The sequence below is a fragment of the Spiribacter curvatus genome, from assembly GCF_000485905.1.
GTDB classification, from domain to species: Bacteria; Pseudomonadota; Gammaproteobacteria; order Nitrococcales; family Nitrococcaceae; genus Spiribacter; species Spiribacter curvatus.
This window is the reverse complement of sequence record NC_022664.1, coordinates 136,710-160,899: the sequence shown is the minus strand read 5'-3', so window position 1 is coordinate 160,899 and position 24,190 is coordinate 136,710. Positions and strand designations below refer to the sequence as shown.

At 63.6% G+C, this 24,190-nt stretch carries 24 protein-coding genes; 14 read left to right on the top strand and 10 right to left on the bottom strand.

Annotated elements, in window-relative coordinates; all coding sequences use genetic code 11:
* The first annotated feature begins 22 nt into the window (after positions 1–22).
* From SPICUR_RS00775 to SPICUR_RS00770, 3 genes are read left to right on the top strand one after another with little or no spacing between them, the layout of a single operon-like run.
* Positions 23–1,009 carry a membrane dipeptidase gene (locus tag SPICUR_RS00775; protein ID WP_041381947.1) on the top strand — a complete coding sequence of 329 codons (987 nt, stop codon included), beginning with the start codon at positions 23–25 and terminating at the stop codon, positions 1,007–1,009.
* A 42-nt stretch (positions 1,010–1,051) separates the two neighbouring features.
* Positions 1,052–1,558 carry a BCCT family transporter gene (locus SPICUR_RS10155; protein ID WP_250634649.1) on the top strand — a complete coding sequence of 169 codons (507 nt, stop codon included), beginning with the start codon at positions 1,052–1,054 and terminating at the stop codon, positions 1,556–1,558.
* Positions 1,516–2,619: a BCCT family transporter gene (locus tag SPICUR_RS00770; RefSeq protein ID WP_250634648.1), complete on the top strand. Its 1,104-nt coding sequence runs from the start codon at positions 1,516–1,518 to the stop codon at positions 2,617–2,619. Before SPICUR_RS10155 ends, SPICUR_RS00770 begins: the two co-directional genes overlap by 43 nt.
* Before the next feature lie 3 nt (positions 2,620–2,622).
* Here the strand turns inward: SPICUR_RS00770 and SPICUR_RS00765 are convergent, their stop codons facing one another.
* The 6 genes from SPICUR_RS00765 to SPICUR_RS00740 all read right to left on the bottom strand — a co-directional run bounded on the left by SPICUR_RS00765 (position 2,623) and on the right by SPICUR_RS00740 (position 7,259).
* On the bottom strand, positions 2,623–3,291 hold the full coding sequence (locus tag SPICUR_RS00765; RefSeq protein ID WP_023365044.1) for an SOS response-associated peptidase: 669 nt from the start codon (positions 3,289–3,291) through the stop codon (positions 2,623–2,625).
* 23 nt (positions 3,292–3,314) lie between these two features.
* Positions 3,315–4,331 carry a zinc-dependent alcohol dehydrogenase family protein gene (locus SPICUR_RS00760; RefSeq protein ID WP_041381946.1) on the bottom strand — a complete coding sequence of 339 codons (1,017 nt, stop codon included), beginning with the start codon at positions 4,329–4,331 and terminating at the stop codon, positions 3,315–3,317.
* 39 nt (positions 4,332–4,370) lie between these two features.
* Positions 4,371–4,730: a helix-turn-helix domain-containing protein gene (locus SPICUR_RS00755; protein ID WP_023365040.1), complete on the bottom strand. Its 360-nt coding sequence runs from the start codon at positions 4,728–4,730 to the stop codon at positions 4,371–4,373.
* Positions 4,731–4,851: 121 nt separating this feature from the next.
* Entirely contained in the window at positions 4,852–5,490 is a 639-nt protein-coding gene (locus SPICUR_RS00750) for a GntR family transcriptional regulator (RefSeq protein WP_023365038.1), read from the bottom strand.
* A 6-nt stretch (positions 5,491–5,496) separates the two neighbouring features.
* Positions 5,497–6,393, bottom strand: coding sequence for an alpha/beta hydrolase (locus SPICUR_RS00745; protein WP_023365036.1), 897 nt, complete (start codon positions 6,391–6,393; stop codon positions 5,497–5,499).
* Entirely contained in the window at positions 6,390–7,259 is an 870-nt protein-coding gene (locus SPICUR_RS00740) for a LysR family transcriptional regulator (protein ID WP_023365034.1), read from the bottom strand. The genes SPICUR_RS00745 and SPICUR_RS00740 overlap by 4 nt, the downstream gene beginning before the upstream one ends.
* 98 nt (positions 7,260–7,357) lie before the next feature.
* On the opposite strand from SPICUR_RS00740, the gene SPICUR_RS00735 reads away from it, so the two are divergent.
* The 5 genes from SPICUR_RS00735 (at position 7,358) to SPICUR_RS00715 (ending at position 13,962) form a co-directional block, all read left to right on the top strand.
* Positions 7,358–8,917, top strand: a complete 1,560-nt coding sequence (locus SPICUR_RS00735; protein WP_023365032.1) for a proton-conducting transporter transmembrane domain-containing protein — start codon at positions 7,358–7,360, stop codon at positions 8,915–8,917.
* On the top strand, positions 8,907–11,318 hold the full coding sequence (locus tag SPICUR_RS00730; protein ID WP_023365030.1) for a YbcC family protein: 2,412 nt from the start codon (positions 8,907–8,909) through the stop codon (positions 11,316–11,318). The genes SPICUR_RS00735 and SPICUR_RS00730 overlap by 11 nt, the downstream gene beginning before the upstream one ends.
* Before the next feature lie 83 nt (positions 11,319–11,401).
* Positions 11,402–12,094, top strand: coding sequence for a CsgG/HfaB family protein (locus SPICUR_RS00725; protein WP_023365028.1), 693 nt, complete (start codon positions 11,402–11,404; stop codon positions 12,092–12,094).
* A 126-nt stretch (positions 12,095–12,220) separates the two neighbouring features.
* Positions 12,221–13,339 (top strand): ferrochelatase, encoded by a 1,119-nt coding sequence (hemH, locus tag SPICUR_RS00720; RefSeq protein ID WP_023365026.1) that lies wholly within the window; start codon positions 12,221–12,223, stop codon positions 13,337–13,339.
* A gap of 32 nt (positions 13,340–13,371) precedes the next feature.
* A complete protein-coding gene (locus SPICUR_RS00715) occupies positions 13,372–13,962 on the top strand; it encodes a LysE/ArgO family amino acid transporter (RefSeq protein WP_023365024.1) in 591 nt (196 codons plus the stop codon).
* Positions 13,963–14,004: 42 nt separating this feature from the next.
* On the opposite strand, the gene SPICUR_RS00710 is transcribed toward SPICUR_RS00715, so the two are convergent.
* From SPICUR_RS00710 to SPICUR_RS00700, 3 genes are read right to left on the bottom strand one after another with little or no spacing between them, the layout of a single operon-like run.
* The gene (locus tag SPICUR_RS00710; RefSeq protein WP_237220338.1) at positions 14,005–14,961 is read right to left on the bottom strand and encodes a sulfurtransferase; all 957 of its coding nucleotides are present in this window, start codon (positions 14,959–14,961) and stop codon (positions 14,005–14,007) included.
* A 10-nt stretch (positions 14,962–14,971) separates the two neighbouring features.
* Entirely contained in the window at positions 14,972–15,406 is a 435-nt protein-coding gene (locus SPICUR_RS00705; protein ID WP_023365020.1) for a DsrE family protein, read from the bottom strand.
* Between the two features lie 31 nt (positions 15,407–15,437).
* Positions 15,438–15,632, bottom strand: coding sequence for a YgaP family membrane protein (locus SPICUR_RS00700; RefSeq protein WP_041381541.1), 195 nt, complete (start codon positions 15,630–15,632; stop codon positions 15,438–15,440).
* A gap of 116 nt (positions 15,633–15,748) precedes the next feature.
* Here SPICUR_RS00700 and SPICUR_RS00695 point away from each other — a divergent pair, with 116 nt between their 5' ends.
* The 6 genes from SPICUR_RS00695 to SPICUR_RS00670 all read left to right on the top strand — a co-directional run bounded on the left by SPICUR_RS00695 (position 15,749) and on the right by SPICUR_RS00670 (position 23,371).
* Entirely contained in the window at positions 15,749–16,432 is a 684-nt protein-coding gene (locus SPICUR_RS00695) for a Crp/Fnr family transcriptional regulator (protein WP_023365016.1), read from the top strand.
* A gap of 80 nt (positions 16,433–16,512) precedes the next feature.
* Positions 16,513–17,934 carry a cytochrome ubiquinol oxidase subunit I gene (locus tag SPICUR_RS00690; RefSeq protein WP_023365014.1) on the top strand — a complete coding sequence of 474 codons (1,422 nt, stop codon included), beginning with the start codon at positions 16,513–16,515 and terminating at the stop codon, positions 17,932–17,934.
* The gene (gene cydB / locus SPICUR_RS00685; RefSeq protein ID WP_023365012.1) at positions 17,931–18,929 is read left to right on the top strand and encodes a cytochrome d ubiquinol oxidase subunit II; all 999 of its coding nucleotides are present in this window, start codon (positions 17,931–17,933) and stop codon (positions 18,927–18,929) included. Before SPICUR_RS00690 ends, cydB begins: the two co-directional genes overlap by 4 nt.
* Positions 18,930–18,932: 3 nt before the next feature.
* Positions 18,933–20,612, top strand: coding sequence for a thiol reductant ABC exporter subunit CydD (gene cydD / locus SPICUR_RS00680; protein ID WP_023365010.1), 1,680 nt, complete (start codon positions 18,933–18,935; stop codon positions 20,610–20,612).
* Entirely contained in the window at positions 20,605–22,296 is a 1,692-nt protein-coding gene (cydC, locus tag SPICUR_RS00675; protein WP_023365008.1) for a thiol reductant ABC exporter subunit CydC, read from the top strand. The genes cydD and cydC overlap by 8 nt, the downstream gene beginning before the upstream one ends.
* A gap of 16 nt (positions 22,297–22,312) precedes the next feature.
* The gene (locus SPICUR_RS00670; RefSeq protein WP_023365006.1) at positions 22,313–23,371 is read left to right on the top strand and encodes a tartrate dehydrogenase; all 1,059 of its coding nucleotides are present in this window, start codon (positions 22,313–22,315) and stop codon (positions 23,369–23,371) included.
* Positions 23,372–23,410: 39 nt separating this feature from the next.
* Here SPICUR_RS00670 and SPICUR_RS00665 read toward each other — a convergent pair whose 3' ends face one another.
* On the bottom strand, positions 23,411–24,148 hold the full coding sequence (locus SPICUR_RS00665; RefSeq protein ID WP_237220337.1) for a cupin domain-containing protein: 738 nt from the start codon (positions 24,146–24,148) through the stop codon (positions 23,411–23,413).
* Between the last annotated feature and the right edge of the window lie 42 nt (positions 24,149–24,190).

Genomic DNA, 24,190 nt, shown 5'->3' with positions numbered 1-24,190 from the left:
GGCTCCCCCGAGGGCCGGGGACATGGCAGAACGAGTGCGCATCGACGGGCTCCAGTACAGCAACTGGAGCCGCGCGATCTTTGAGGAAATGCGGGCCGCGGGGCTGGATGCCGTGCACGTCACCGCCGCGTACTGGGAGAGTGCCCGCGAACTCATGGCCAACATCGGCGCCTGGCACCGGCGCTTCGAGGCGCATGCCGATCTGATCATGCCGATACGAACGGCGGCGGATATCGACCGGGCGAAGGCCAGCGGGCGCACCGGGATCATCCTCGGGCTCCAGAACTGCTCGCCCATCGAGGACTCGATCGATCTTGTATCGGTGTTCAAGCAGCTCGATGTGCACATCATGCAGCTCTCCTATAACAATCAGTCGCTGCTGTGCAGCGGTTATCTCGAGGATGATGACAGTGGTCTCTCCCGCTTCGGCCGCGAGGCCATCCGTGAGATGAACCGCGTTGGCATGGTTGTGGACACCTCGCACACCGCAGAGCGCTCGACGCTCGAGGCGATTGAGTATTCGAGCCGCCCGACCGTTGTGTCCCACGCGAATCCGCAGTCGGTCCGCGACACCCCGCGCAACAAATCCGAACGGGTCATGCGAGCGCTGGCGGAGAGTGGCGGTCTGATGGGGTTCAGTTGCTATCCCTTCCATCTGCCCGCCCGTTCGGACACCACCCTCGAGGCGTTCACCGAAATGGTCGCGCGGGCCGTGGACGTCATGGGCGTATCGCATCTCGCCATCGGCACCGACCTCTGTCAGGACCAGCCGATCGAGGTGCTCTCGTGGATGCGGAACGGCCATTGGGCCCGGGTCATGGATTACGGCGAGGGCTCGGCCGATCAGCCCGACTGGCCCGCGCCACTCGGCTGGCTACGGGGAGCCGCTGACTTCCCCAACATCGAGCAGGGGCTCGAGAAACGAGGCTTTTCGTCACCGGAAGTCGACGCCTTGATCGGCGGGAACTGGCGACGCTTCCTTGACGGGGCATTGCAACCCCAGGGCTGACCAAAACCGACAATACCCAATGGAACGATCAGGAGAGAGAGCATGAGCATCGATAACGATCAGCGCCGGACTCAGGCGCCCCCGGCATCAAACATCGGTGAGACCTTCGGCGATCCATGGGTGCTCGGCCTCAGTGCCGGGTTCATCCTGCTATTCGTTGGTCTGTCCATCTTCGACGTCGATCTGGTCAGTCAGCTCGTGGGCAGCGGGTTTGCCTGGACGGCCAAGTATCTCGGCTCATACTTCCAGCTCCTGCTGCTGCTGACCTTCGTCATCGCCCTCGGGGTGGCGATCTCGCCGGCGGGCGGGGCGGTCATGGGTGATCTCGACAAGCCCGAGATGAGCACCTTCCGCTGGCTGGCGATCATCATGTGCCCCTGCTCGCCGGCGGTGGCGTGTTCTCGCCGCCGGCGAACCGGTCTATCACTTCATCGCCCGACGCCGCCCGCCTTTGAACCGAGACCGGCACGGTCGAGGCCATCCGCGGGGCGCTCGCGCAGTCGTTCATGCACTGGGGCTTTCTCGCCTGGGCGGTGCTCGGCGGGCTGACCAGCCTGGTGCTGGTGCACGCGCACTATGTCAGGGGCCTGCCGCTGCAGCCGCGCACCCTGCTCTACCCGTGTTCGGTGATCGGGTCATGCACGGCGCCATCGGCGGCTCTCGATGCCGTGTGCGTGATCGCCGTGGTGGCGGGGACCGTCGGGCCCATCGGCTTTCTCGCCACCCAGGTCGCCTATGGCGGCAGCGTGCTGTTCGGCTTCTCCGATGGCTACGGCACCCAGCTCGCGGTGCTCGTGGTGCTGGGCATGATCTATGTCTCCTCGGCCGTGAGCGGCATCCATCGCGGCATCCAGCTGCTCAGCCGCTTCAACGTCTATCTCGCACTCGCCATCGGCGCCATCATCCTGCTGTTCGGGCCCACGCTGTTCCTCATCGATGCCTACACCCAGGGCATGGGCGCCTATCTGGGCAACTTCCTCGCCATGGCCACCATGACCACCCAGACCGCGCCGGAGTGGTGGATGAAGTGGTGGACGGTGTTCTTCTTCGCCTGGTTCATCGGCTACGGGCCGCTGATGGCGCTGTTCGTCGCCCGTATCTCGCGCGGCCGCACGGTGCGCGAGATGATCCTCGCCGTCTGCGTCGCCGCCCCCATCGCCACCACCGTGTGGTTCACGCTGCTCGGCGGCTCGGGGATCTTCTACCAGCTCAATGGCAGCATCGACCTCGCCGAGGCGCTGACCAACTTCCAGTTCGATGTCGCCACCCTGACCGTCGCCGAGGCCCTGCCCCTTGGCTCGCTCATGGCCGCCGCCATCCTCCTGCTCACCACCATCTTCGTGGCCACAACCGGTGATTCCATGAGCTACACCATCTCCATGGTGGCCACCGGCCATGACCGGCCAAGCACCGTGGTGCGGGCGTTCTGGGGCATCACTCTGGCAGTGATGGCCGCCATCCTGCTCTACATGGGGGCCGGCCAGATCTCCGCGCTGCAGCAGTTCATCGTGGTCACCGCCATCCCGGTCTCACTGGTCCTGCTACCGTCGCTGTGGACCGGGCCAAAAGCCGCCTATGCCATGGCCCGCGAGCAGGGGCTGGTGCGCTGAGCATCAGCCCTCAACGGGCTCGATGAGCGTTGCATCGTCCTCGCTGGGTCGATTGACGCGGGACGAGACCGGCCAGGCGGTGAGCCTGGCCGGATCGATCCGCTGAACCGACCGCCGGATCGCCGGGCGGGTAGTCAGTGACGGATCAAGCCAGGCCGTGATGGCCTCGGGCGCCAGTACCAATGGCATGCGCGGGTGGATCGTCTCGGCGATACCACGGGCCGGCTCGGTGATGATCGCACAGCAGCGGCCCGGAGCCTGATCCGAGTCGGCCCATAGGCCGGCGTAGAAGATCAGCGGCGCATCTGCCGCGCTGACGTACCAGGGTTGTTTACCGCTCGACGTCGGCTGCCACTCGAACCAGCCATTGGCCGGTATCAGGCAGCGGCGGTGGGCGAATGAATCCCGGAAATACCGTGACGATGCCACCTTTTCCGCCCGGGCATTGATGGGCGCCGGTGCATCATCCCCCGCCCATTGTGGGCGAAAGCCCCACCAGCCAAGGCCCAGCACCGGCTCTTGCGGTGATGAACCCGCGTACACCGTCAGGATGGATCGACCGGGCGTGATGTTATAGCCCCACGCCGAGGTCAACTCTGGCTCGGCGGCTGTCGCCCCGATCGATCGGGCGACCCCATCGGGACGGGCATGGAGGTCGAAGCGTCCGCACATCGGTCAGACCGTGGAGGTCTAGTCTAGATATCGATGCAGATCTTGCCGAAGTGGGCGCCGCTTTCCTCATGCTGGAAGGCCGCGACCAGCTCGTCGAGGGGGAAGTGTCGGTCGACGACCGGGCGGATCCCGGTGGCCTCCATTGCCTCGACCAGATCCTGCTGATCACGACGGCTACCCACCAGCACCGCCTGCAGCCGCTGCTGTCGCAGTAATGCCTGAATCAGCGGGAAGTCACCGTTGATGCCGGTGAGCACACCGATCAGCGAGACATGGCCACCCACCGCTGCGGCCTTCATTGACTGCTGCAGCGTACCGGGACCGCCGACCTCAACGACATGATCGACGCCGCGTCCATCAGTGAGCTCTCGAACCGCATCACCCCATTCCGGCGTCTGCCGGTAATTGACGACGGCCTCGGCGCCCATGGCCTGTAGACGGGCAAGCTTCTCATCGCTGGATGACGTGGCAATCACCCGCGCCCCGGCCGCCACGGCCATCTGCAGCGCGAAAATCGACACTCCACCGGTACCGAGGGTCAGCACGGTCTGCCCGGGTTTGAGGTTGCCGTTGACGAACAAGGCCCGCCAGGCCGTCACCCCCGCCGTCGTCAGCGTCGCCGCCTCGGCATGACTCCAGCCCGCGGGAATGCGCGTAAAGGCGGTAGCCGCGCGGGTCACGGCATCACGTGCATAGCCATCAATGCCGTCCCCCGGCGTCCGGCCAAAGCCCTCGGCGATGGCGGGTCCATCGATCCAGTCCGGAAAGAAGGTGCTGACCACTGCATCGCCTACGGCAAAGTCACTGACGCCGGGACCGACCGCAACGACATCGCCTGCGCCATCGGACAGGGGAATGCGCGCCTCGTCCCGAGGTGCCATTGGCCCCTTTACCACGCCATAGTCATGGAAGTTCAGCGAACTGGCACGCAGCCGCACGGTCATCTCACCGTGGCCCGGCGCGGGCGGGTCGTCGGCGTGGTCGATGCTGACGTTATCGAAGCCACCGCCGGGGGCGAGTCTGAGTATGCGATTGGCCATGTCCATCTCCTCCGCAATGATCGGGACCGTTGATCCCGATCATGCTGAGGGCCCGGGCGCCCGGAGGCAAGCACTCCGCTCCCGGACCTCGGCGAAGGCATTGATGACGCGCTCTGTGGGAAGCAGCCGGACCAGGCGTCGGTCCTCGCCCTGACGGGACTTGATCAACCAGCCATCAGCCACCAGCTGTGCAAGGTTATAGCGGATCCCGGTCACGGAGTACGGCAGCATGGCCAGCAGCTGCTTGACGCTCAACGGCCGCTGGCGGTGATGCGCCCGCGTCACCGCCACCAGGATATCCAGCGGAATCAGTGATGCACCGTAGGGGAGCGCCGGCGTTATCGCCTCCCTCAGCTGCTCGGTCAGGTGCGCGTCGTTGAGCACCGTCTGCCGGTCCATGGCGACCCCCTGTTTCCCCAGACTTACCGGACGCTAGCCACGCCACCGGCGAGTCGCAATCAAATTCGAGTACTAATTTAGTAGACGAATGACCGGGAAACCGTGATCGGGTACCGCTTCGTCAGCCCGGTTGCTCGGGCTGGCCACGGGCCACAGAAAGGATATGCACCTGCATCAACTCACCAGCACGCTCGCCATCGGCATGGGCCAGCGCATCGACGATCCGGGCATGCTCATCAAGTGCATTCTCCATGACTGGTCGGGTAAGTCCGTAGGTACTACGTGCCGAGATTGCCCCGTGCAGGACGGTTTCCAGCGAGCGCTGCAGCCGGCGGCTGCCCGCTGCTGCCAGGATGGTCTGGTGGAACTCGAGATTGAGATCGCTCAGCGCATCATGTGGGGGTTCGGGACGCCTCAGCAGTGTCCATTCCTGATCGACCACCGCGCGCAGTCGGGTCAGTTGCGTGGCACGGATGCGAACCGCGGCACGTCGGGCGGCATAGGCCTCGAGCAGCGCCCTGAGCTCGAAGACCTCGTGGCTGTCCTCGCGGGTCCACTCAATCACTCGGGCACCGCGATAGGGAATGATCTCCACCCAGCCATCCCCGGCAAGCCGCGCGAGCGCGTCGTGCACAGGCGGCGTCGAGGCGCCCAGCTCATCGGCGATGGCTTGTTCCTTGAGGAAGTCCCCGCCGTTGAAATCGCCCTGGAGAATGCGCTGGCGGATGGCGAGGCAGATCTGGTCGGTCACGGTGTCCATAGGCGGTTAATCCTGCCCCCGGTATTGCCCGGTTGCAATGCCGGCCACCACGCCCTCAAGGAAGGCGGCGAGCCGGGGCCATTGGTCGGCCAGCTCGTCGCTGAGATCATGACCGCCTTCGAGCCAGACCAGGGTCGTTGTCGCGGGATGACCGGCCTTTGCGAGCGCCTCGGCATCCGCCGGCGGAATCACCTGATCGCGACACCCATGGGCGATCAGCACCGGCACGCGGATCCGCCGGATCACCGCCACCGGGGCAATGGCGGCGAATCGGTAACCGATGACGGCTTCAACATACCGCAGCACCAGCCAGCCAAAGGGCACGAACGGCACATGGCGGGCGGCGAGCCAGCGCTTCATCATCTGCTCTGGATGGACAAAGCCGGACAGACTGATCACTGCGTCGACATCATCGCACCAGGCCGCCGCCAGCAGGGTGGCCGCGGCACCCACGGAGTGGCCGGCCAGCACCAATGGCCCCTCATCGCCGCTGTCACCGCGGCGCAGCCAGGTCACCGCAGCGAGGATATCCTCGGCGAAGCGCGGCATGGACGAGAAATCATCGGCATCGCTATTGCCATGGTTACGCACATCGAACAGCAGGACCTGCCAACCGGCCTGCTGCAGTGGTCGTGCCAGTGACAGCATGAATAATCGATTGACCCCCCAGCCGTGACAGATGACCACGCGCCCGATGCGCGGATCACCGTCCAGCAGCCACCCGGACAGCCACCGCCCCCGGACCGTGGGCACGCGCACCGCGACCCCGTTGACTCCGTGATCCGCCGGACTGCCTGCCACCGATCGCCGGGGAGCCGTCAGGCTTCGCCGCAACCACCCCGTCGCTGCCCACGAGAGCGCCACGACCACCAACAGCGCCCCGCCAATCCATGCCAGCGTCATCCCGACAGAACCTCACGCAGCAATGGATTGGGGAATCGGCGTTCGGTGGTCACCGCATAGAAGGTCTCGCTCATCGCGGGCAGACGATCGGCCTCCAGCAATTCCCCCGTATCGAGCTCATCGCGCACGACGATCGGAGGAATGACGGCGAGCCCCACCCCCTCGCGGGTCAGGAGCCGGAGCATCGCCATGTCATCGATTTCCGCGGCGATATGGGGTTGCACATCGTACTGGGCCAGCACCGCTTCAAAGGCCGTGCGCAGGCCACTGGAGCGGGTCGGCAGGAGCAGCGGTGACGTCGCCAGGCGACTCAGCAGTGACTGCTCGCCATCCACCAGCGCTGGCACACCAATCAGGCTCACTGGCTGTTCCGCGACGCGATGGGTGATGAACGGATGGAGCGCGTCCGACCGCGGCGACGCGTTGGTGAGGACAACATCCAGCTGCAGGGCGCTCAGTGCGTCGAATAGCTCACCGGCCCCGCCGGCGCGCAGCACCACCTCGACATCGGCCCGATCGAGGACCGGACGCAGGAAGGCGAGCTGGAAATTCCGCGACAGCGTCGCGAGCGCGCCGACCCGCAGCGCCTGTCGGGTGCGTGCGGTCTGCTGAAGGGTAGCCACCAGCTCATCACCGGTGGCGAAGATGGTGTCGGCATGGTCGAGTGCGATCCGCCCTGCCTCGGTCAGATGCAGGGCGCGCCCGCGGCGCTCGAAAAGCGGCTGTCCAAGGCGCTCCTCGAGCTGGCGGATCTGTGACGATAGCGCCGACTGGGAGATCCGCAGGCGCCTGGCCGCCCGTGTGAGGTGGCCTTCGTGAGCGACCACCTGGAAATACTGGAGATGATGGTAATTGAGCTGAGCCATATCGTTCTATTTTATCGAACATATAGCACGCATTTCAGTATTTTTAACTAATGAGTGTCTTCATTAGGATGTTCCGAGCCTGATCACCGGGGGAATCAATGAACGCCTATCTTCTGCCATTAGTGAGTGCCGCGACACTGGCACTGGTCGCCCTGCTGGCCATTCGGACACCCGGGCGGCGGCCACAGCGACTGTTACTCGCGGCCGAGGCGGCGACCCTTGTCGCCCTGGGTGGCGCCATCGCCACCGCCGTCCTATTCGCGCTTTTCGGTCCGGGAACCAGCCCCCTCCTTGGTGCCGGCGGTATTGGTCTGAGCGCCCGTGTCGACAGCGTCAGCGTCCCGATGATCCTGCTGGTCGCTTTCATCGGCTGGGTGGTGGTGCGCTATGCCCGGGTCTATCTCGATGGCGAGGCCCGCCAGGGGGTATTCATGGGCTGGCTGCTGGCGGCGCTGGCCGCGGTCCTGCTCCTGGTGCAGTCGGGTAATCTCATCCAACTCGCGCTGGCCTGGATCGTCACCGGTCGCTGCCTCCAGCAGCTTCTGTGCTTTTATGCCGAGCGCCCCCGGGCGGTCCGTGCCGCCCGTAACCGGCTGGTCTTTGTGCGGGTTGGTGACATCGCCCTGGTCGGCGCACTTGGGCTGCTGGTCTGGCAGTTCGACAGCACCGATATCGCGACGGTGCTCGAGAGCGCCCGGTCCGCCACCGGCACCGGCATCCTGCAGGGGACAGTCGCGCTGCTGGCCGTCGCCGCACTGCTCAAGTCGGCGCAATTCCCCACCCATGGCTGGCTCACGACGGTAATGGAGGCCCCAACACCGGTGTCGGCCCTGCTCCATGCCGGCGTGGTCAATGCCGGCGGCTTCCTGCTGATCCGCCTCGCCGATGTTGCCCTGCTGAGCCCCGGAGTGCTCGCCGTGCTGGTGGTCGTGGGCGGCTTCACGGCCCTGTTTGGTGCCATGGTCATGCTGACCCAGTCCGCGGTGAAAACCTCGCTTGCCTGGTCAACCATCGCGCAGATGGGGTTCATGATCATGCAGTGCGGTCTTGCGCTATTCCCACTCGCGCTACTGCATATCGTCGCCCACTCACTTTATAAGGCTCATGCGTTCCTGTTCTCCGGCGCCGCCATCGACGGCGTCGCCAACATCCGCCGCCCCGGGCCGGTCGCCACTCCAAGCCCGAGGGCGGTGGGCCGCGCCTTCCTCATCGCCCTGCTGATCTTCGGGGTGATCGGGTTCGCCTTCGGCCTCGATGACAAGCCCCCTCAGGCCATCGCGCTCGGCGCCATGCTGATTTTCGGTGTCGCCTATCTAATCGCTCAGGGCCTCGCCGATGCCGCGCCGCGCACACTGACCCGACGCACCGCGCTCTACTCCGTCGGCGCGTCGATCAGCTATTTCACGCTCCAGATCGGTGCGGATGCCTTCACCGCCCGCGCGCTACCGGTGGCACCGGCGCCCGGCCCCCTGGAGTGGGCACTGCTGATACTGACCGTCACCAGCTTCGGGCTGGTCGCGCTGGCTCAGGCGCTCTTCCCCCTCTGGGCCTATCACCCGGCGGTGGGGGGATTGCGGGTGCATCTCGCCAACGGCCTGTATGTCCACGTTCTCGTCGAGCGCCTGCTCGGCCACTACGGAGATCCCCATGTCCGCTGATCCGATGATCATCGCCGATCAGGTCGGCCGCCAGATCCCGCCGCTCTGGCCCCTGTCCGCCTCCGTCGCCGTCAATCCGTTCATGGGTCAGACGCATCAGACACTCGCGGACACCCATGCCCGACTGCGCCGGATTGGCGGGATCGACGCGATTGCACCACGGGCCTGGCACTGCGAGCAGTTGGACGCCGCCACGATGACTGAGGCCGATCTGCTGGCTGCGTTGATGGCCTCACCACACGCCGAGCGGCCCGCCGACTGCGAACAGCTGATGGCAGCGGCACGACAGCCCCGGCCTGCGGCTGAACCGACACCGACCGTCGCCGAGCTGGCGCGATCGATCTCGGGGACGGACTGGCCGGAGATCGTCGAGGAGCGCATCGGCCACTGGGCCGGCGGCTACTTCGACCAGGGACAGGCGCTGTGGGCGGCACCCCGACGCGGTGACACCTGGACGGCCTTCCGCAGCCATGCCGTCCATGACCTGACGCCGGAGATCCTCGGGCTGACCGGGTTTGCACGCTTTGTCGCCGACGCGCCCGACCGCCCCGGCATCTATCTGCAGCGCGCCATTGAACGGCTCCAACTGACGCCAGAGATGCTGCCCACCTACTGGCACAGCCTGCTACTCACGCTGGGGGGATGGGCGCAGTACGCCCGTTACCAGCAATGGCAGGCGGAGCTCGAGGGCGACACCGACTCCACCCTGGTCGAGCTGCTGGCGATCCGCCTGCTCTGGGACGAGGCGCTGTTCACCCACTACGGCGATGCACTGAGCGCGGCCTGGGCGGATGCCAGAGCCCGCCATGCTCAACCCGTGACCCTGAGCGCGGACGATGTGGTCGACGAGATTCTCCAGGAGGCGGCCGAGCGTGCCCGTCAGCGTCAACTCGCCGAGGCGATGGGCACAACCGATGACGATACCGAATCGGTTCCACCGAATGCGGCGCCGCGGCCCGCCCTGCAGGCGGCGTTCTGCATCGATGTCCGCTCGGAGGTCTTTCGACGCGCGCTGGAGCAGGTGGTACCGGCGGCACAGACAATGGGATTTGCGGGTTTTTTCGGTGTCCCGGTCACACATCAGGGCTTCGCCTCCGATCTGCAGGAGTCGCGGCTGCCGGCGCTGCTCCAGCCCAGCCTTCACTCGCGTGCGGGCGGTGGCGGGCAGGACGCCGCGGACACGGCACGGCGCCATACGGCGCGCGCCAAGCGGGCCTGGGGACGGTTCAAACTGGCGGCGGTCTCATCATTCGCGTTTGTCGAGGCCATGGGGCCGGTCTACATCACCCGGCTCGCCCGGGAGGCCCTGGGCATCGCCGACAGGCCACTACCGGGTGGGCCAACGCCGCACCTCACACCGCTACCGGCGGCCCGTGAACGTGTTGATACCGCCGAGACGATCCTGCGGGCGATGTCGCTGACCGATGGGTTCGCACCGCTTGTTCTGCTCATGGGCCATGGCGCGAGTGTCACCAACAACCCCCATGGCAGCGCTCTGCAGTGCGGCGCCTGTGGCGGCTATGCCGGTGACGTCAACGCACGCTTACTGGCCGGGCTGCTCAATGACACATCGGTGCGCGCCGGCCTCAAGAATCGGGGCATCACGTTCCCCGAGGACACCTGCTTCATGGCCGGTCTGCATGACACCACCCGTGACCGGGTCCAGCTCTATGATCAGGACCTCGAAACAGCGGTGGACCGGGACCTGCTAATACGCGTGCAGACCTGGATGGCCGACGCTGGCGAGCTCGCCCGAACCGAGCGCGGCCGGTCGCTGCCCCATGCCGAGAGCACCCGAGCCATTGAACGGCGTGCTCGGGACTGGTCCGAAGTCCGGCCCGAGTGGGGGCTCGCCGGGTGTCAGATGCTGATCGCCGCTCCTCGAACCGTTACCCGGGGTATCGATCTGGGCGGACAGGCATTCCTCCATGATTACGACTGGCGTGCGGACGCCGGTCAGGACTATCCGGTCCTCGAGCTCATCCTCACCGCACCGGTGATCGTTGCGAGCTGGATCAGCCTCCAGTACTACGGCTCCGCCGTCGCTCCGGCGCTATTTGGCGCTGGTAACAAGCTGATTCACAACATCGTCGGTGGCATCGGCGTGCTTGAGGGCAACGGCGGGATGCTGCGTACCGGTCTGCCATGGCAGTCGGTCCACGACGGTGAGGGTCGACGCCATGACCCCCTGCGACTGACCGTCGCCATCCAGGCGCCAAAAGCGGCGATCAGCGACACGCTCGCCCGGCATCCCTCGGTACAGGCATTGTTCGACAACCGCTGGCTGCACTTGCTGGCGATGGACAATCAGGGCCGGCTTGCGTGGCGCTATACCAGCGACGGGCAGTGGTCGCCCATGGCCCATCACCTCGAGGGGGGACATGACGGCGACGCCGGCTGACGCATTGGTGCGCTAGAATCAAACAGATGAATGATCAGGCAAGCTCACGGTCTGATCACTGAACACGACGATGGAGCGAACCCATGCCAACAACACAGCGCTTACTGACTTTTGGGGCCCTGATGGCCATCGCACTGCTGGTCGCGGGTTGCGCCTCGGTCAGCGGTAGCGGGGAGTACAACCGCAGCTATGACTTCGCGACGGTGGAGCGCACCGCCGTGGTCTCGGTGGATGGTATCGGCGGCCAGGCGGCCCGGGATCAGGTTGCCAGCATGTTCAATCAGGCGCTGCTGGGCCGCGGCTACAGCCCGGTCGAGCGCAGCCAGATCAAGACCGTTCTCACCGAACAGGATTTCTCCCGTTCGGATGTGACGACTGCCTCGGGAGCGGCGAAGGCAGGCGAGATTCTCAACGTCGACAGTGTCGTGCTGGTCAACGTCCCTGAATTCGGCGACGACATGAGCATGAGCGGCCAGATGGTGGATGTGAGCAACGGCACGATCCTCTGGTCGGCTTCCGGCAGTGCACGCACCGGTGCGGACATGACCCGTCGGGCGGGTCAGATACTGGGCGCGATCGGTGGCGGCATCATTGGCGCGGAGGTCGGCGGTGACGGCGACACGGGCGCCATTCTCGGCGGCGTGGGTGGCGCTGTGGGCGGTGGCGTTGCCGGTGATGCCCTGTCCACCCAGCGCCAGGAGCAGACCGCCGTGCTGGTTGATCAGCTGACCCGGAGCCTGCCGGCACGCGGGATGGTCAGCGACGACGGAGAATGATCCAGTGAATCCAACGGCCTGAATTGGATAGACGGCGACTATCAATCCATCCAGATTGTTGCATTTTCCCCGTCGCTCATTCCGGCCTATCATTGCCTTTTAATCTCAAATGCAAGGTCAATCGACATGCCGATGTACACTTCCAAGCCCAACGCACGCCACGATGATGCCCCGCGTCTGGGCGTGCTGGTCACCAACCTTGGCACGCCCGATGCGCCGACAACGTCCGCACTTCGCCGCTATCTTGCGGAGTTTCTGGGCGACCCGCGTGTTGTGGAGATCAACCGGGTGCTCTGGTGGCTACTGCTTCATGGGGTGATACTGCGTACCCGGCCCAAGAAATCCGCCGCCGCCTACGCGGAAGTCTGGGAGGAAGGCGGTTCCCCGCTGCTGACCATCGGCAAGCAACAGACCGCGGCGATCGATGAGCGGCTGCAGGAGCGGATGAACGGGCCCGTCTCGGTCAAGCTTGCAATGCGCTACGGCAACCCGTCGATCCGCGAAAAGCTCCAGGAACTCCGGGATGAGGGGGCAGAGCGCATCGTGGTGCTGCCGCTCTATCCGCAGTATTCGGCAACCACCGTCGGTTCGACCTATGATGCCGTCTTCGATGAGCTCAAGAAGTGGCGCAAGATCCCCGAGCTTCGGCTGGTCGGCCAGTACCACGACGATCCCGGCTACATCACAGCGCTTGCGAACAGTATCCGTGAGCATCGCGAAGTCCATGGCAAGCCTGAGAAGATGCTGTTCTCCTTCCACGGGATGCCGCGGCGATACCTGCTCAACGGCGATAACTATCATTGCCAGTGCCAGAAGACCGCCCGTCTGGTCGCCGAACAGCTGGAACTGGCGGACGATGAGTGGCAGGTGACCTTCCAGTCGCTGTTCGGGCGTGAGGTCTGGCTGCAGCCCTATACCGACGAGACCGTGAAGTCGCTCGCGGAATCCGGCATGAAGACCCTGGACGTCATCTGTCCCGGCTTTTCCGCCGACTGCCTTGAGACGCTTGAGGAAATCGAGGGCGAGAACGCCGAGATCTTCGAAGACAACGGTGGCGAGCACCTGCGCTACATCCGCGCACTCAATGCGCGCGAGGATCATGTCGACATGCTCACGGATCTGGTGGTGGATCATGTGCAGGGCTGGCCAGAGGCTGATCCTTCGGTCAGGCGCAGTCGCCGTGACCCGCAGGCGACCCTCGAGCGGGCGCAGGCCATGGGCAGCAGTCAGTGGATGGATGAATAGCGCTGATCACGGTCTTTGCCACCGGTCTGGCGGTGGGCCTTGGGCTCATCGTCGCGATCGGTGCCCAGAACGCCTTTGTCCTTAAACAGGGCCTCAACGGACAACATGTCTTTACGGTATGTCTTGTCTGCGCGCTCTCCGACGCGATCCTGATCACCATTGGCGTAACCAGCTTTGGCCAGGTAACTGCCTGGCTACCCTGGCTCGAACCGGCTATGCGCACGGCCGGCGCACTCTTCCTTTTCCTCTATGGCGCCCGAAGCCTGCTGGCCGCGGTGCGTCACCAGGGTGCGCTGCAGCCGGATAGCGCCGTCGCTGGCGGCAGGCCCAAGGACTCACTGCGCACGACGCTGGTCACCTGCCTGGCCATAACCTGGCTCAATCCGCACGTCTATCTGGATACGGTGGTGATGCTGGGCACCGTCTCTTCTCAGTACCAGGGGACCCGGGGTGCATTCGCCGGCGGTGCGATCTCGGGGTCTTTCCTGTTCTTCTTCACGTTGGGCTACGGCGCGCAGAGACTGCAACGCCTCTTCGCCCGCCCAATGGTCTGGCGCCTGCTCGAGGCCGCAATCGGCGCTGTCATGTGGCTGATCGCCGCCCAGCTGGCGCTGGGGGTTTAGGGAGGTTTGGGACAGGCACAAAGCCCGCCCCAAACACCGCGATTATTCGCCGATCACCAGTGAGCGATCACCGTCGAGGGTCCACTCATGCAGTGAGCCATCGTAGAGCGAGACATTGGGCAGGTCGGCAATCTCGGACATTCCGAACCAGGCCAGCGACGATACGTGGCCCGAATTGCAATAATTGATGATCGGGCCATCCACGTCAGGCAGCATCGCCGAGACAATCGACTGTGCCGATTTCGGCGAGCGCCAATAGACCACGCCATCCCGGACCTCTACAAAGAGTGTGAACGGAACAGGTCGGGCACCGGGCAGATGGCCATTGCCATCCACATAGTCTTTGCTCATCTGGCCGGTGAACTGGACAAGCGGACGATTATCCACCAGTTGCGCTGATCGCCCGCCATCAATCACGGCCTGGACGTCCTCCGTCGCCGAGAACAACGCATCCCGAGCAGCGCCGGCGGTATAACGGCCATTCGCCGACGATCCGGGCGAATCCGCAACCGCGCCACCCGCGGCATCCCAGGCGGCCACGCCCCCATCAAGGATCGCCACGTTGTCGTGGCCAAGGTATTTCAGTTGCCAGTAAAACCGGGTGGCCACTGTCGCATCGCCATAGACCCTGTCACCCGCCGGTGCGATGACAATCGCATCGTCATCATCCACGCCCAGCCCTTGCATGACGGTCTCAAAGCGCTCGGGTGACGGCGCCAGATACTGGATTGTGCCCTTCATGCCTGGGCGCTCAGTCATGAATTCGGACAGCCCGACAAACGGCGCGTCGTCAATGAATCCGGTGGCATCGTAATTGGACGGACGACGCGAGACATTAATGAGAGTGGTGGCTTTTTCATGATCCAGCACCCATTCGGCATCCACCACCGGCCCCGGTACCGCCACCGCGTCAGTCGTCTGGGCGACCGCCATACCGGGTAGCGTCATCGCGACGCCCAAAAGGGTCGCGACGAGTAATTCAGGTAAGCGCATATTCATCCCTTTATTATCAGAACGTGAAGCGACGGACATCAGGATCTGCGACGAGCGCGCCAATCGCCGGTGGCTGGGCGACGCCCACGCCATCAATCAGATCAGCCTCGGTATAGTCGCGATTCGGCAGGTAAATGGCGCAGACATCTACCTGAACACCGTTACTCACCAGCCGCTGGATCATCTGCGCCGGGCTTGCATCAGGCCCGCGCAGGGTCTCCGATTCACCCGTCTGCGCCGTTACGGCGAGGTCACCCGCTTCATCGCAGAGCAGCACCTGAGGGATTGCGCCCTTCTTCTGCGCCTGCATGGTGAGGATCAGCGCCATCGCCTGTGTATCGTCCTCGTCGCTGGTCAGGATGGTGAGCATATCCGCACCGCCCTGAGCGACCGCTGCCGCGGAGAACAATGTGAACACAAGGCTGGCGAGCAGTGGTTGTATCGTCTTCATGTTGGTCACTCCTGTTGTAGCATGGGATGGATCAGGTGCTGCGACCGCAGGTATTCAGACCGAGCAGGCTATAGGCCGGGCAGACGCTGAACACAGCGGTTGCCAACGGCACTACACCGATCCAGCCCCACGCCATGCCCTGATTGAAGACCGCCAGCGCGATCAGGGCGAGGCCCACTGCGATGCGTAGGGTTCGGTCAACGGGTCCGATGTTCCTTTTAAGCATTCATTTGCTCCTTACAGTGCGAGTCAGGTTCGGGTTAAATGATGGGTCCAGTAAGCGCTTCCCCACGCGGGTCATTCAGTGATGAAGTCACACAACACAGGTAGGTCAGAGTCGTGATGGATCCCGAGCAAACCGCAGTCACGAGCAATGCATTGTTCGAAGCGCTGGACGAGGGGACGTGGCATCGCGTGCATGAAGGCGGAAGGCGCATGCAGGTCTCGGCCGGTACGCCGTTGTTCGCGGCAGGCGATCCATGTCAGGGACTGCCGCTGGTGCTCAGTGGCGAGATCCGCGTACAGATGATCGGCGCCTCCGGGAACGAAATCGTCCTCTATCGCATCAAAGGAGGAGAGATGTGCCCCCTCTCTCTCGGTTGTCTGCTCACGAATAACAGCCATCAATCAGAGGCAGTTGTTGAGCAGGACAGCGAGGTGCTGGTCATCCCCGCAGGACTGACCGAGAAACTGATGAATGATGCAGTGTGTTTCCGCCGGGCGCTGCTCGAGAGTTATGGTCAACGATTGCAGTCGCTGATGCTGGTCATCGAAGAGGTCGCTTTCCGTCGATTGGATGAGCGATTGGCCCAGCGACTTGTCGAGCGTCAATCATATGGACGATTATCGGCCACTCATCAGGATCTTGCGGTAGAATTGGGGTCTGCTCGTGAGGTTGTCAGTCGACTCCTCAAGGAGTTTGAGCGTCGCGGGATGGTCGAACTCGAGCGCGGGCTGATCACCATTACCGATCTGCCGGCGCTCAATCGGATCGGCCAGGTGAACACGGACGGAAAGACTGACTGAAACCAGGCCACTCGCGCCGGCCCGGGTAGAGACAAGGCGTCATCGCTGCGCCCTGATTGGATAAGACAGAGGCAAATGTCATGGAATTTGATCCAGTACTGATATCGCGGATCCAGTTCGCTTTTATCATCTCGTTCCACGCCATCTTCCCGGTGTTCACCATCGGGCTGGCGTCGTATATCGCGCTGCTGGAAGGCCTGCACTTTAAGACCGGCAACCGGGCATGGGCCCAGTTATCACGGTTCTGGACGAAGGTCTTCGCTGTCGCGTTTGGCATGGGCGTGGTCTCGGGCATCGTGATGTCGTTCCAGTTCGGTACCAACTGGAGCAACTTCTCACAGGCATCCGCAAATTTCCTCGGGCCCGTTCTGAGTTACGAGGTGGTGACCGCGTTCTTCCTCGAGGCCGCATTCCTGGGTGTACTGCTATTCGGCCGCGAGAAGGTGCCGCGGGGCACTCATCTGTTCGCGGCATGCATGGTTGCCCTGGGAACGTTCATCTCGGCGTTCTGGATCCTTGCCGCCAACAGCTGGATGCATACGCCCGCCGGCGTTGATTTCCGCGACGGTGTATTCCATGTAACGAGCTGGACCGAGGCGATCTTTAATCCGTCGTTCCCGTATCGGTTCACGCACATGGCCGTTGCCAGCTTCCTGACCGGCAGTTTCGTGGTTGCCGGCATCAGCGCCTGGTATCTGCTCAAGGGCCACATGGTCGAGGCGAACAAGAAGGCACTGTCGATGTGTCTGTGGATGATCCTGTTCCTGGCGCCGGCACAGGCGGTGATCGGTGACTTCCACGGCCTCAACACCATGGAATACCAGCCGACGAAGCTGGCTGCGATGGAAGGCAACTGGGAAACCCAGGCCGGTGCGCCACTGCTGCTGTTTGCACTGCCAAGCAAGGACGAGCAAGGCAACCTGTTCGAGGTCGGTGTACCGAACCTGGCAAGCATCATCCTTACCCATCACGCGGACGGCGTGGTTCCGGGTATCAATGAGGCCTCTGCGGCAGAGCAGCCACCGGTATCGATCGTTTTCTGGACGTTCCGCACCATGGTGGGCATCGGATTCCTGATGATCGCCATCGGCATCTGGGGCTTGGTCCTGCGACTCCGCCGGCAGCTCTATGAGCCGGGACTGTTCCACCGGGTGATGCCGTTGATGATTGCTGCGCCATTCATCGCTGTTGTCGCAGGCTGGTTCACTACGGAATCGGGGCGGGCGCCCTGGCTGGTCTACGGCATGGTCAGCTTCTCTGAGGGCATCACTCCGTCATTGAGTGGCTGGATGGCCGTTGTCAGCCTGATCGGCTATATGGCGGTCTACGCCGTGGTCTACGGTGCTGGCGGCTATTATCTCTGGCAGGTCGTCAAGGGCGGCATGGATGAGACGGTCCCCGGTAGCGATGAGTCTGGCGCCCATCCCAAGCGTCCGCTCTCCGGCGGTGGCCCGATCGGCAATGCAGCGCCCGCTGCGCCGCTGAAGGGAGACTGGACATGATCGACTTCACAATGATCTGGGCGGCCATCATTGCCTTTGGCGTGATCATGTACGTCCTGATGGACGGCTTCGATCTGGGCGTGGGGATCCTCTATCCCTTCGCTCCGGACGAAGAGTCGCGCGACATCATGATGAATTCGGTCGCGCCCTTCTGGGACGGTAACGAGACCTGGCTGGTACTGGGCGGCGCCGGCCTGCTGGGCGCTTTCCCGCTGGTTTATTCTGTGCTGCTGCCGGCCCTGTACCTCGGCGTATTCCTCCTGCTTGCCGGGCTGATCTTCCGCGGAGTCGCCTTCGAATTCCGATTCAAGGCAAGCCGCGAGAAAAAAGCCTACTGGAGTACCGCGTTCTGCGTGGGCTCGGGCGTTGCCGCCCTGGCTCAGGGGATTGTCGTCGGCTCTTACATTCAGGGCTATCAGACCGAGAATATGGTCTATACCGGCGGTGCGTTTGACTGGCTGACGCCGTTCTCGCTGCTGACCGGTGTCGGGCTGCTTATCGGCTACGCGCTGCTCGGCAGCACGTGGCTGATCATGAAGACCGAGGGATCAGTCCAGGATTGGGCATACCGTATGACGCCAAGGCTGCTCGCCGGACTGCTCAGCATCTTCCTCATCATCAGTTTCTGGACGCCGCTGGTCGACGAATTCGTGCGCGATCGCTGGTTCAGCAACCTGTTCGTGATCTGGCTGCTGCCAGCCGGCGCGATGGGATGCGCCTATCTCATCCTCCGGGCGGTCCGTCGTCGGGATGAAGGGCTACCGTTTGTCGCGACGATGGGGCTTTTCGTCTTTACCTACCTCGGACTGCTCGCCAGTAAGTGGCCCTACGTCGTCCCGCCGGACTACACGCTCTATGACGCTGCCTCGGCGCCGGAGTCGCAGGCCTTCCTACTGGTCGGCGTGCTTTTCGTGATCCCGGTCGTTCTGGCCTACACCGCCTGGACCTACTGGGTCTTCCGCGGCAAGGTTCGTGCCGGCGAGGGCTATCACTAGGGAATGACGCCGAAAGAATGGCTGGCCCGGCAACGCCGTGAAGTTGCCGGGCCGCTCCGGCTGGCCGCGCTATGCGGCACCATCGAAGGTGGACTGATCATCGCTCAGGCGGGTTTCATCGCCTGGCTCGTGCAGCAGGTTGTCATGAACGAGCGGCCGCTGGTCGATTTCGTGATCCCCGCCCTGTTACTGATCGGCGTGGTGAGCCTGAGACCGGTGTTCGCGTCGCTGCGCTCGGCCGCTGGCATCTCTGCCGCCGCCCGAGTCCGCGCCACCGTCCGCCGTCGCCTCCTTCATCATGTCGAAGCGCTGGGCCCGGCGGGTCTGGCGGATATGAGCGGCGGTCAGCTGAGCAGTCAGCTGACCGATCAGGTGGACGCACTCGACGGGTATTTCGCACGCTACGTTCCACAGATGACCATCTCGGTCATCGTGCCGGCTGCGATTGCGGTCACCGCCTACACGCTGGACTGGATCGCGGCAAGTTTCCTGCTGCTGTCCGCGCCGCTCATCCCTCTTTTCATGGCGCTGGTCGGTATGGGCGCGGAACGACTGAACCGGGACCAGTTCCTGGCACTGGGTCGATTGTCAGGGCAGTTCCTGGATCGCGTTCGCGGTCTTACCACGCTGCGGCTTTTCGGACGAACGGAGGACGCCGCAGAGGGTATCGTCTCGGGCTCGGACGAATACCGGCAACGGAGTATGCGCGTCCTCCGCGTCGCTTTCCTGTCCTCCGCCGTCCTTGAGTTCTTCGCCTCAGTAGCCATCGCAGTCGTGGCGATCTATATCGGCTTCGGGCTGCTCGGCTATATCGAATATGGCCCGTCGACACAGCTCACGCTTTTCAGTGGCCTGTTCATCCTTCTGCTCGCACCGGAGTTTTTCCAGCCACTACGCACGCTCGCTCAGCACTACCACGACCGCGCCACTGCCCTCGGCGCCGCCGAGCTGCTCAACGAGCTCGAATCGCGACCCGCGACGGAGGGAAACTTCGGGACAGGCACGTTGCTCGAGGGTGAGAACCTTGGGGGAAACTTTGGGACAGGCACATTGCAGATCTCGAAGCTTCGAGTCGACCGTGTCGGACGTGGAACGGTTGTCCATGTGGATTCGTTCAGCGCAGACGCCGGCGAACGGGTTTTGATCGAAGGCCCGTCCGGCACCGGCAAGACCTCATTGTTGCTGACGATCGCCGGTCTATTGCCCCCCGCTGAGGGCCGAATCGATAGCCGCTTTCCGGATCGCCGCATCGGCTGGCTGGGCTCGCCACCTTTCCTCGCGAATGCAAGCATTCGGGCCAATATCCGCTTCGGCAACCCCGAGGCGAGCGAGCAGATGATCGTCGATGCCGCTCATCAGGCCGGCGTCATGGAATTCACGGAGCGATTGGAGCTAGGGCTCAACACCACTGTGGGCGAACGCGGTCTCTCGCTGTCAGGCGGACAGTCCCAGCGCGTCGCGCTTGCCAGGGCGCTGATCTCGCCAGCGCCCATGATCCTGCTCGACGAGCCGACCAACGCTCTCGATGCAACAACCGAGGCGTATGTCCTGAAGGCCATCAACACCCTGGCGAGTGAGGGAAGAGCCGTTGTAATCAGCAGTCATGACGCCGCGCTCCGCACAGTGGCCGATCGTCGCTACCGCATCAGTGACCAGCGCCTCGAGATGATCGTCGATGAATGAACTAAAGCCCTATCTCCAGATGCTGGGCCGTTATCGCGGCCGGCTCGCACTGGGCGCGGTGCTCATGCTTGCGACCAGCGCCTCGGGGATCGGACTACTTGCTCTGTCGGGATGGTTCATTACAGCCACTGCTGTCACCGGTGCCCTGCTGGCCGCCGGTGTCGCCGCCACGTTGGATATCTACGTCCCGGGAGGTGGCATCCGAGCGTTTGCCGTCTCCCGAACAGCTGCCCGGTATTTCGAGCGCATATTCAACCACGACACCGTCCTGCAGCTCCTCCGGGACCTGCGGGGCCGGGTGTTTACCATGCTGAGTCGACTCAATCCGGCGGAGATGGCACGCCTTCGCAGTGGCGAGCTACTGAACCGGCTGACCACCGACATCGACCGGCTGGATGGGCTGTACCTGCGCGGGCTTTCACCACCGCTGGTCGCATTGCTCGCCATCCTCATTGTCGGTGCACTACTCGCGATCGGCGCACCCTGGCTCGGCGGACTCGTCGCTCTGGTGCTGACGACGATGGCGGGCGGCTCACTGCTGATGTCATGGCGGACCGGTCAGCGCCTGACCCGCGATCTGGCGGAATCATCGGCGGCGTTACGGGCCACCGCCATGGACCATGTCACCGGGCTATCGGAGCTCACCGCCTTCGGCAGTCTCGACCATCACCGACAAGCGGTCATGGATGCCGATCATGAAGCTCGACGGCGCGATGAGCGGCTCGCCAAGCGGATGGCCTATGGCGAAGCATTCCTGAATAGCGGTGTGCAATTGACCGCAATCGGTGTCCTGCTTGTTGCACTACATCTCGTGCAGACCGGCCAGATCAGCGGTCCCGTCGGCGTGATGATGCCGCTTGCCGTGCTTGCCCTCCTCGAACCCCTGGGTGTCCTCCCCGCCGCGGGCCTTCAGCTCGCCCGGGCGCGAGCCTCGGCGGAACGTCTACGCTATGGGACAGGCACAATCGAGGACATGGCCACCGGCATGGGATCGGCGCTGAGAACAAGCGGTCTCACCGCCGCGCCACGGGTGACGATCGAGTCCGTTTCGCTGATTCGAGGTGCAGGGGCCAGAGTCCTCGATGGCTTGAACCTCGACATCCACCCCGCAGAGACCATTGGCGTAATCGGCATTTCGGGATGCGGCAAATCCAGCATTGCCGCCATGATCGCCGGGCAGATCGCAGCCGATAGCGGCAGAATCCAGATCGATGGCACTGACATTGGGGATTTCAGCGTGGATTCGCTCTACCTGGAGCTGGCCTATCTTACTCAGCAGACCGATCTTTTCAGCGGCACATTCGCCGGCAATCTCCGAATTGCCAATCGCGATGCCGATGAGCCGACGATGTGGACAGCTCTGCAAAGCGTCGAGTTGAGTGACTTCGTCGCATCCACCGATCACGGACTCCATACCTGGGTGGGCGAATCCGGGATGGAGCTATCAGCGGGACAGGCACGACGTCTTGCACTTGCCCGACTTTTCATGCGGAATCCGAAACTCGTCATTCTCGATGAACCGCTTACTGGTCTCGACGAGGACACCGCCCGAGCGGTTTCCGCCACTCTGTCCGAGTGGCTTGCCAAGCGCACCGCGATCGTTCTTGGGCATGGATCGGAGGCGCTACCGAGCGTCGACCGTCGCCTGACCCTGCGTGCGGGCGTCCTCTCCGAGTCGAACTGAACAATAGAGGCACGCTATGACGCACCGCATCGCACTCATCCCCGGGGACGGCATCGGCAGAGAGGTCATGCCCAGCGCCATTCGCTGCCTCAACGCGCTCGCACGCCGCCCGGGCCTTGATTTCGCGCTCTCTGACTTCCCTTACTCTTGCGAGTACTACGCGCAACACGGCGCTATGATGCCGGATGACGGCATCGATCAGCTCCGAGCGCATGACGCGATCCTGCTGGGCGCGGTGGGCTATCCAGGTGTCCCCGATCACATCTCGCTATGGGGCTTACTACTGCCCATCCGCCGGGAGTTCGGGCAGTACGTTAATCTTCGACCGGTTCGTCTACTTCAGGGCCTGACGTCTGCCCTGCGAGATCGTGGCCCGGAGGACATCAACTATCTGGTGATCCGCGAGAATAACGAGGGTGAGTACTCCGACATTGGTGGCCGGCTGTACGACGGATTACCCGAAGCGATGGCGATCCAGGCGAACGTCATCACGCGCAAGGGCAGTGAGCGGATTCTGGATTACGCCTTCCAGACGGCACAGTCGCGGTCCCGTCAGACACTCGCCTATGCAACCAAATCCAACGGCATCAAGCACAGCATGCCCTTCTGGGACGAACAGGTCGCCGCAATGGCCCCCCGCTATCCCGATATCTCGGTCGAGCAGTATCACGTCGACATCCTCGCCGCGAATCTCGTCACTCACCCGGACTGGTTCGACGTGATCGTTGGCACCAACCTGTTCGGCGACATCCTCTCGGATCTCGGGCCCGCAACCGCCGGCGGCATTGGCGTGGCGCCCTCGGCGAATATCAACCCCGATCCAGCGGTACCGTCCATGTTTGAGCCGGTGCATGGCTCGGCGCCGGATATCGCGGGCGGCGATATCGCCAATCCAATCGCCATGATCTGGAGCGTCGTCATGATGCTCGAAGATCTCAAGGAACATGACGCTGCCCAGGATCTGATGGGCGCCCTCGAGGCCGTAACCGCCGAGGGTCGCGTCATGACGCGCGACCTTGGCGGGCAAGCCGGCACCGTTGAATTTACCGACCGCGTCCTCGCTGAGCTCGGCTAATCGGTCGCCGGTTCAGGGCGGGCTCAGCCTGATATCGGTTTATGCGGGCCCGTCGGCCACATGACTTAAATGCCCGCTCTTAAACCACAGTCGTGCGCCGTCGGGACCTGCTTCGGCCTCGAAGACCGACCCTGGCGGCAGGCGGAGCCAGTCCCATGCCTCGATGCTATCAGTTCCGTCGGAAAGCTCACCGGACAGCAGAAACACCTCAAGCCCGCCCGTTGCATCAAGGTGACGACGGGTCCCGGGCGCCCAGCTCTCCATAACCACCTGTTCACGCGGGTCCTCATGAAGAAGTAAACGCTCAACGCCGATCGCGGGCTGATCCCACGTCGCTTGATTCGTATCGAGCCGAACGGACGTCCGATCCTCGGGATCGAATTGATGCAGTTTGACGAGAATCGTCGCGCCATCCGTCGCCGCTGGGGTATGCGAGGTTGTTGGTGGGTTGCGTACATAGCATCCCGTCGGAAAGTCCCCGTCCTCATCCTGGAAAGTCCCGTCGAGTACGATGTACTCCTCGCCACCATCATGGGCATGTGCCGAAAAAGCGCTGCCCGGGGCGAAGCGCACAATACTCGTAGCCCGCGCGACCTCTTCTCCCACGCGGTCGAGCATCCGCCGCTCCACTCCCGGCATGGGGGAAGCAACCCAGTCGCTGGCATTGAAGCGAACAGCCGCTCGCTGTTTGAGATCCGCGTTAATGTACAAAGCTATCTCCTTTATTGAATGTCCGACCGTTAGGCAAATAGATTGATGAATCGTGCGGGTGTCCAACCTCTCCCGCAGCAGGTTCAGCGAGAGTGTGTCCGAGAAACA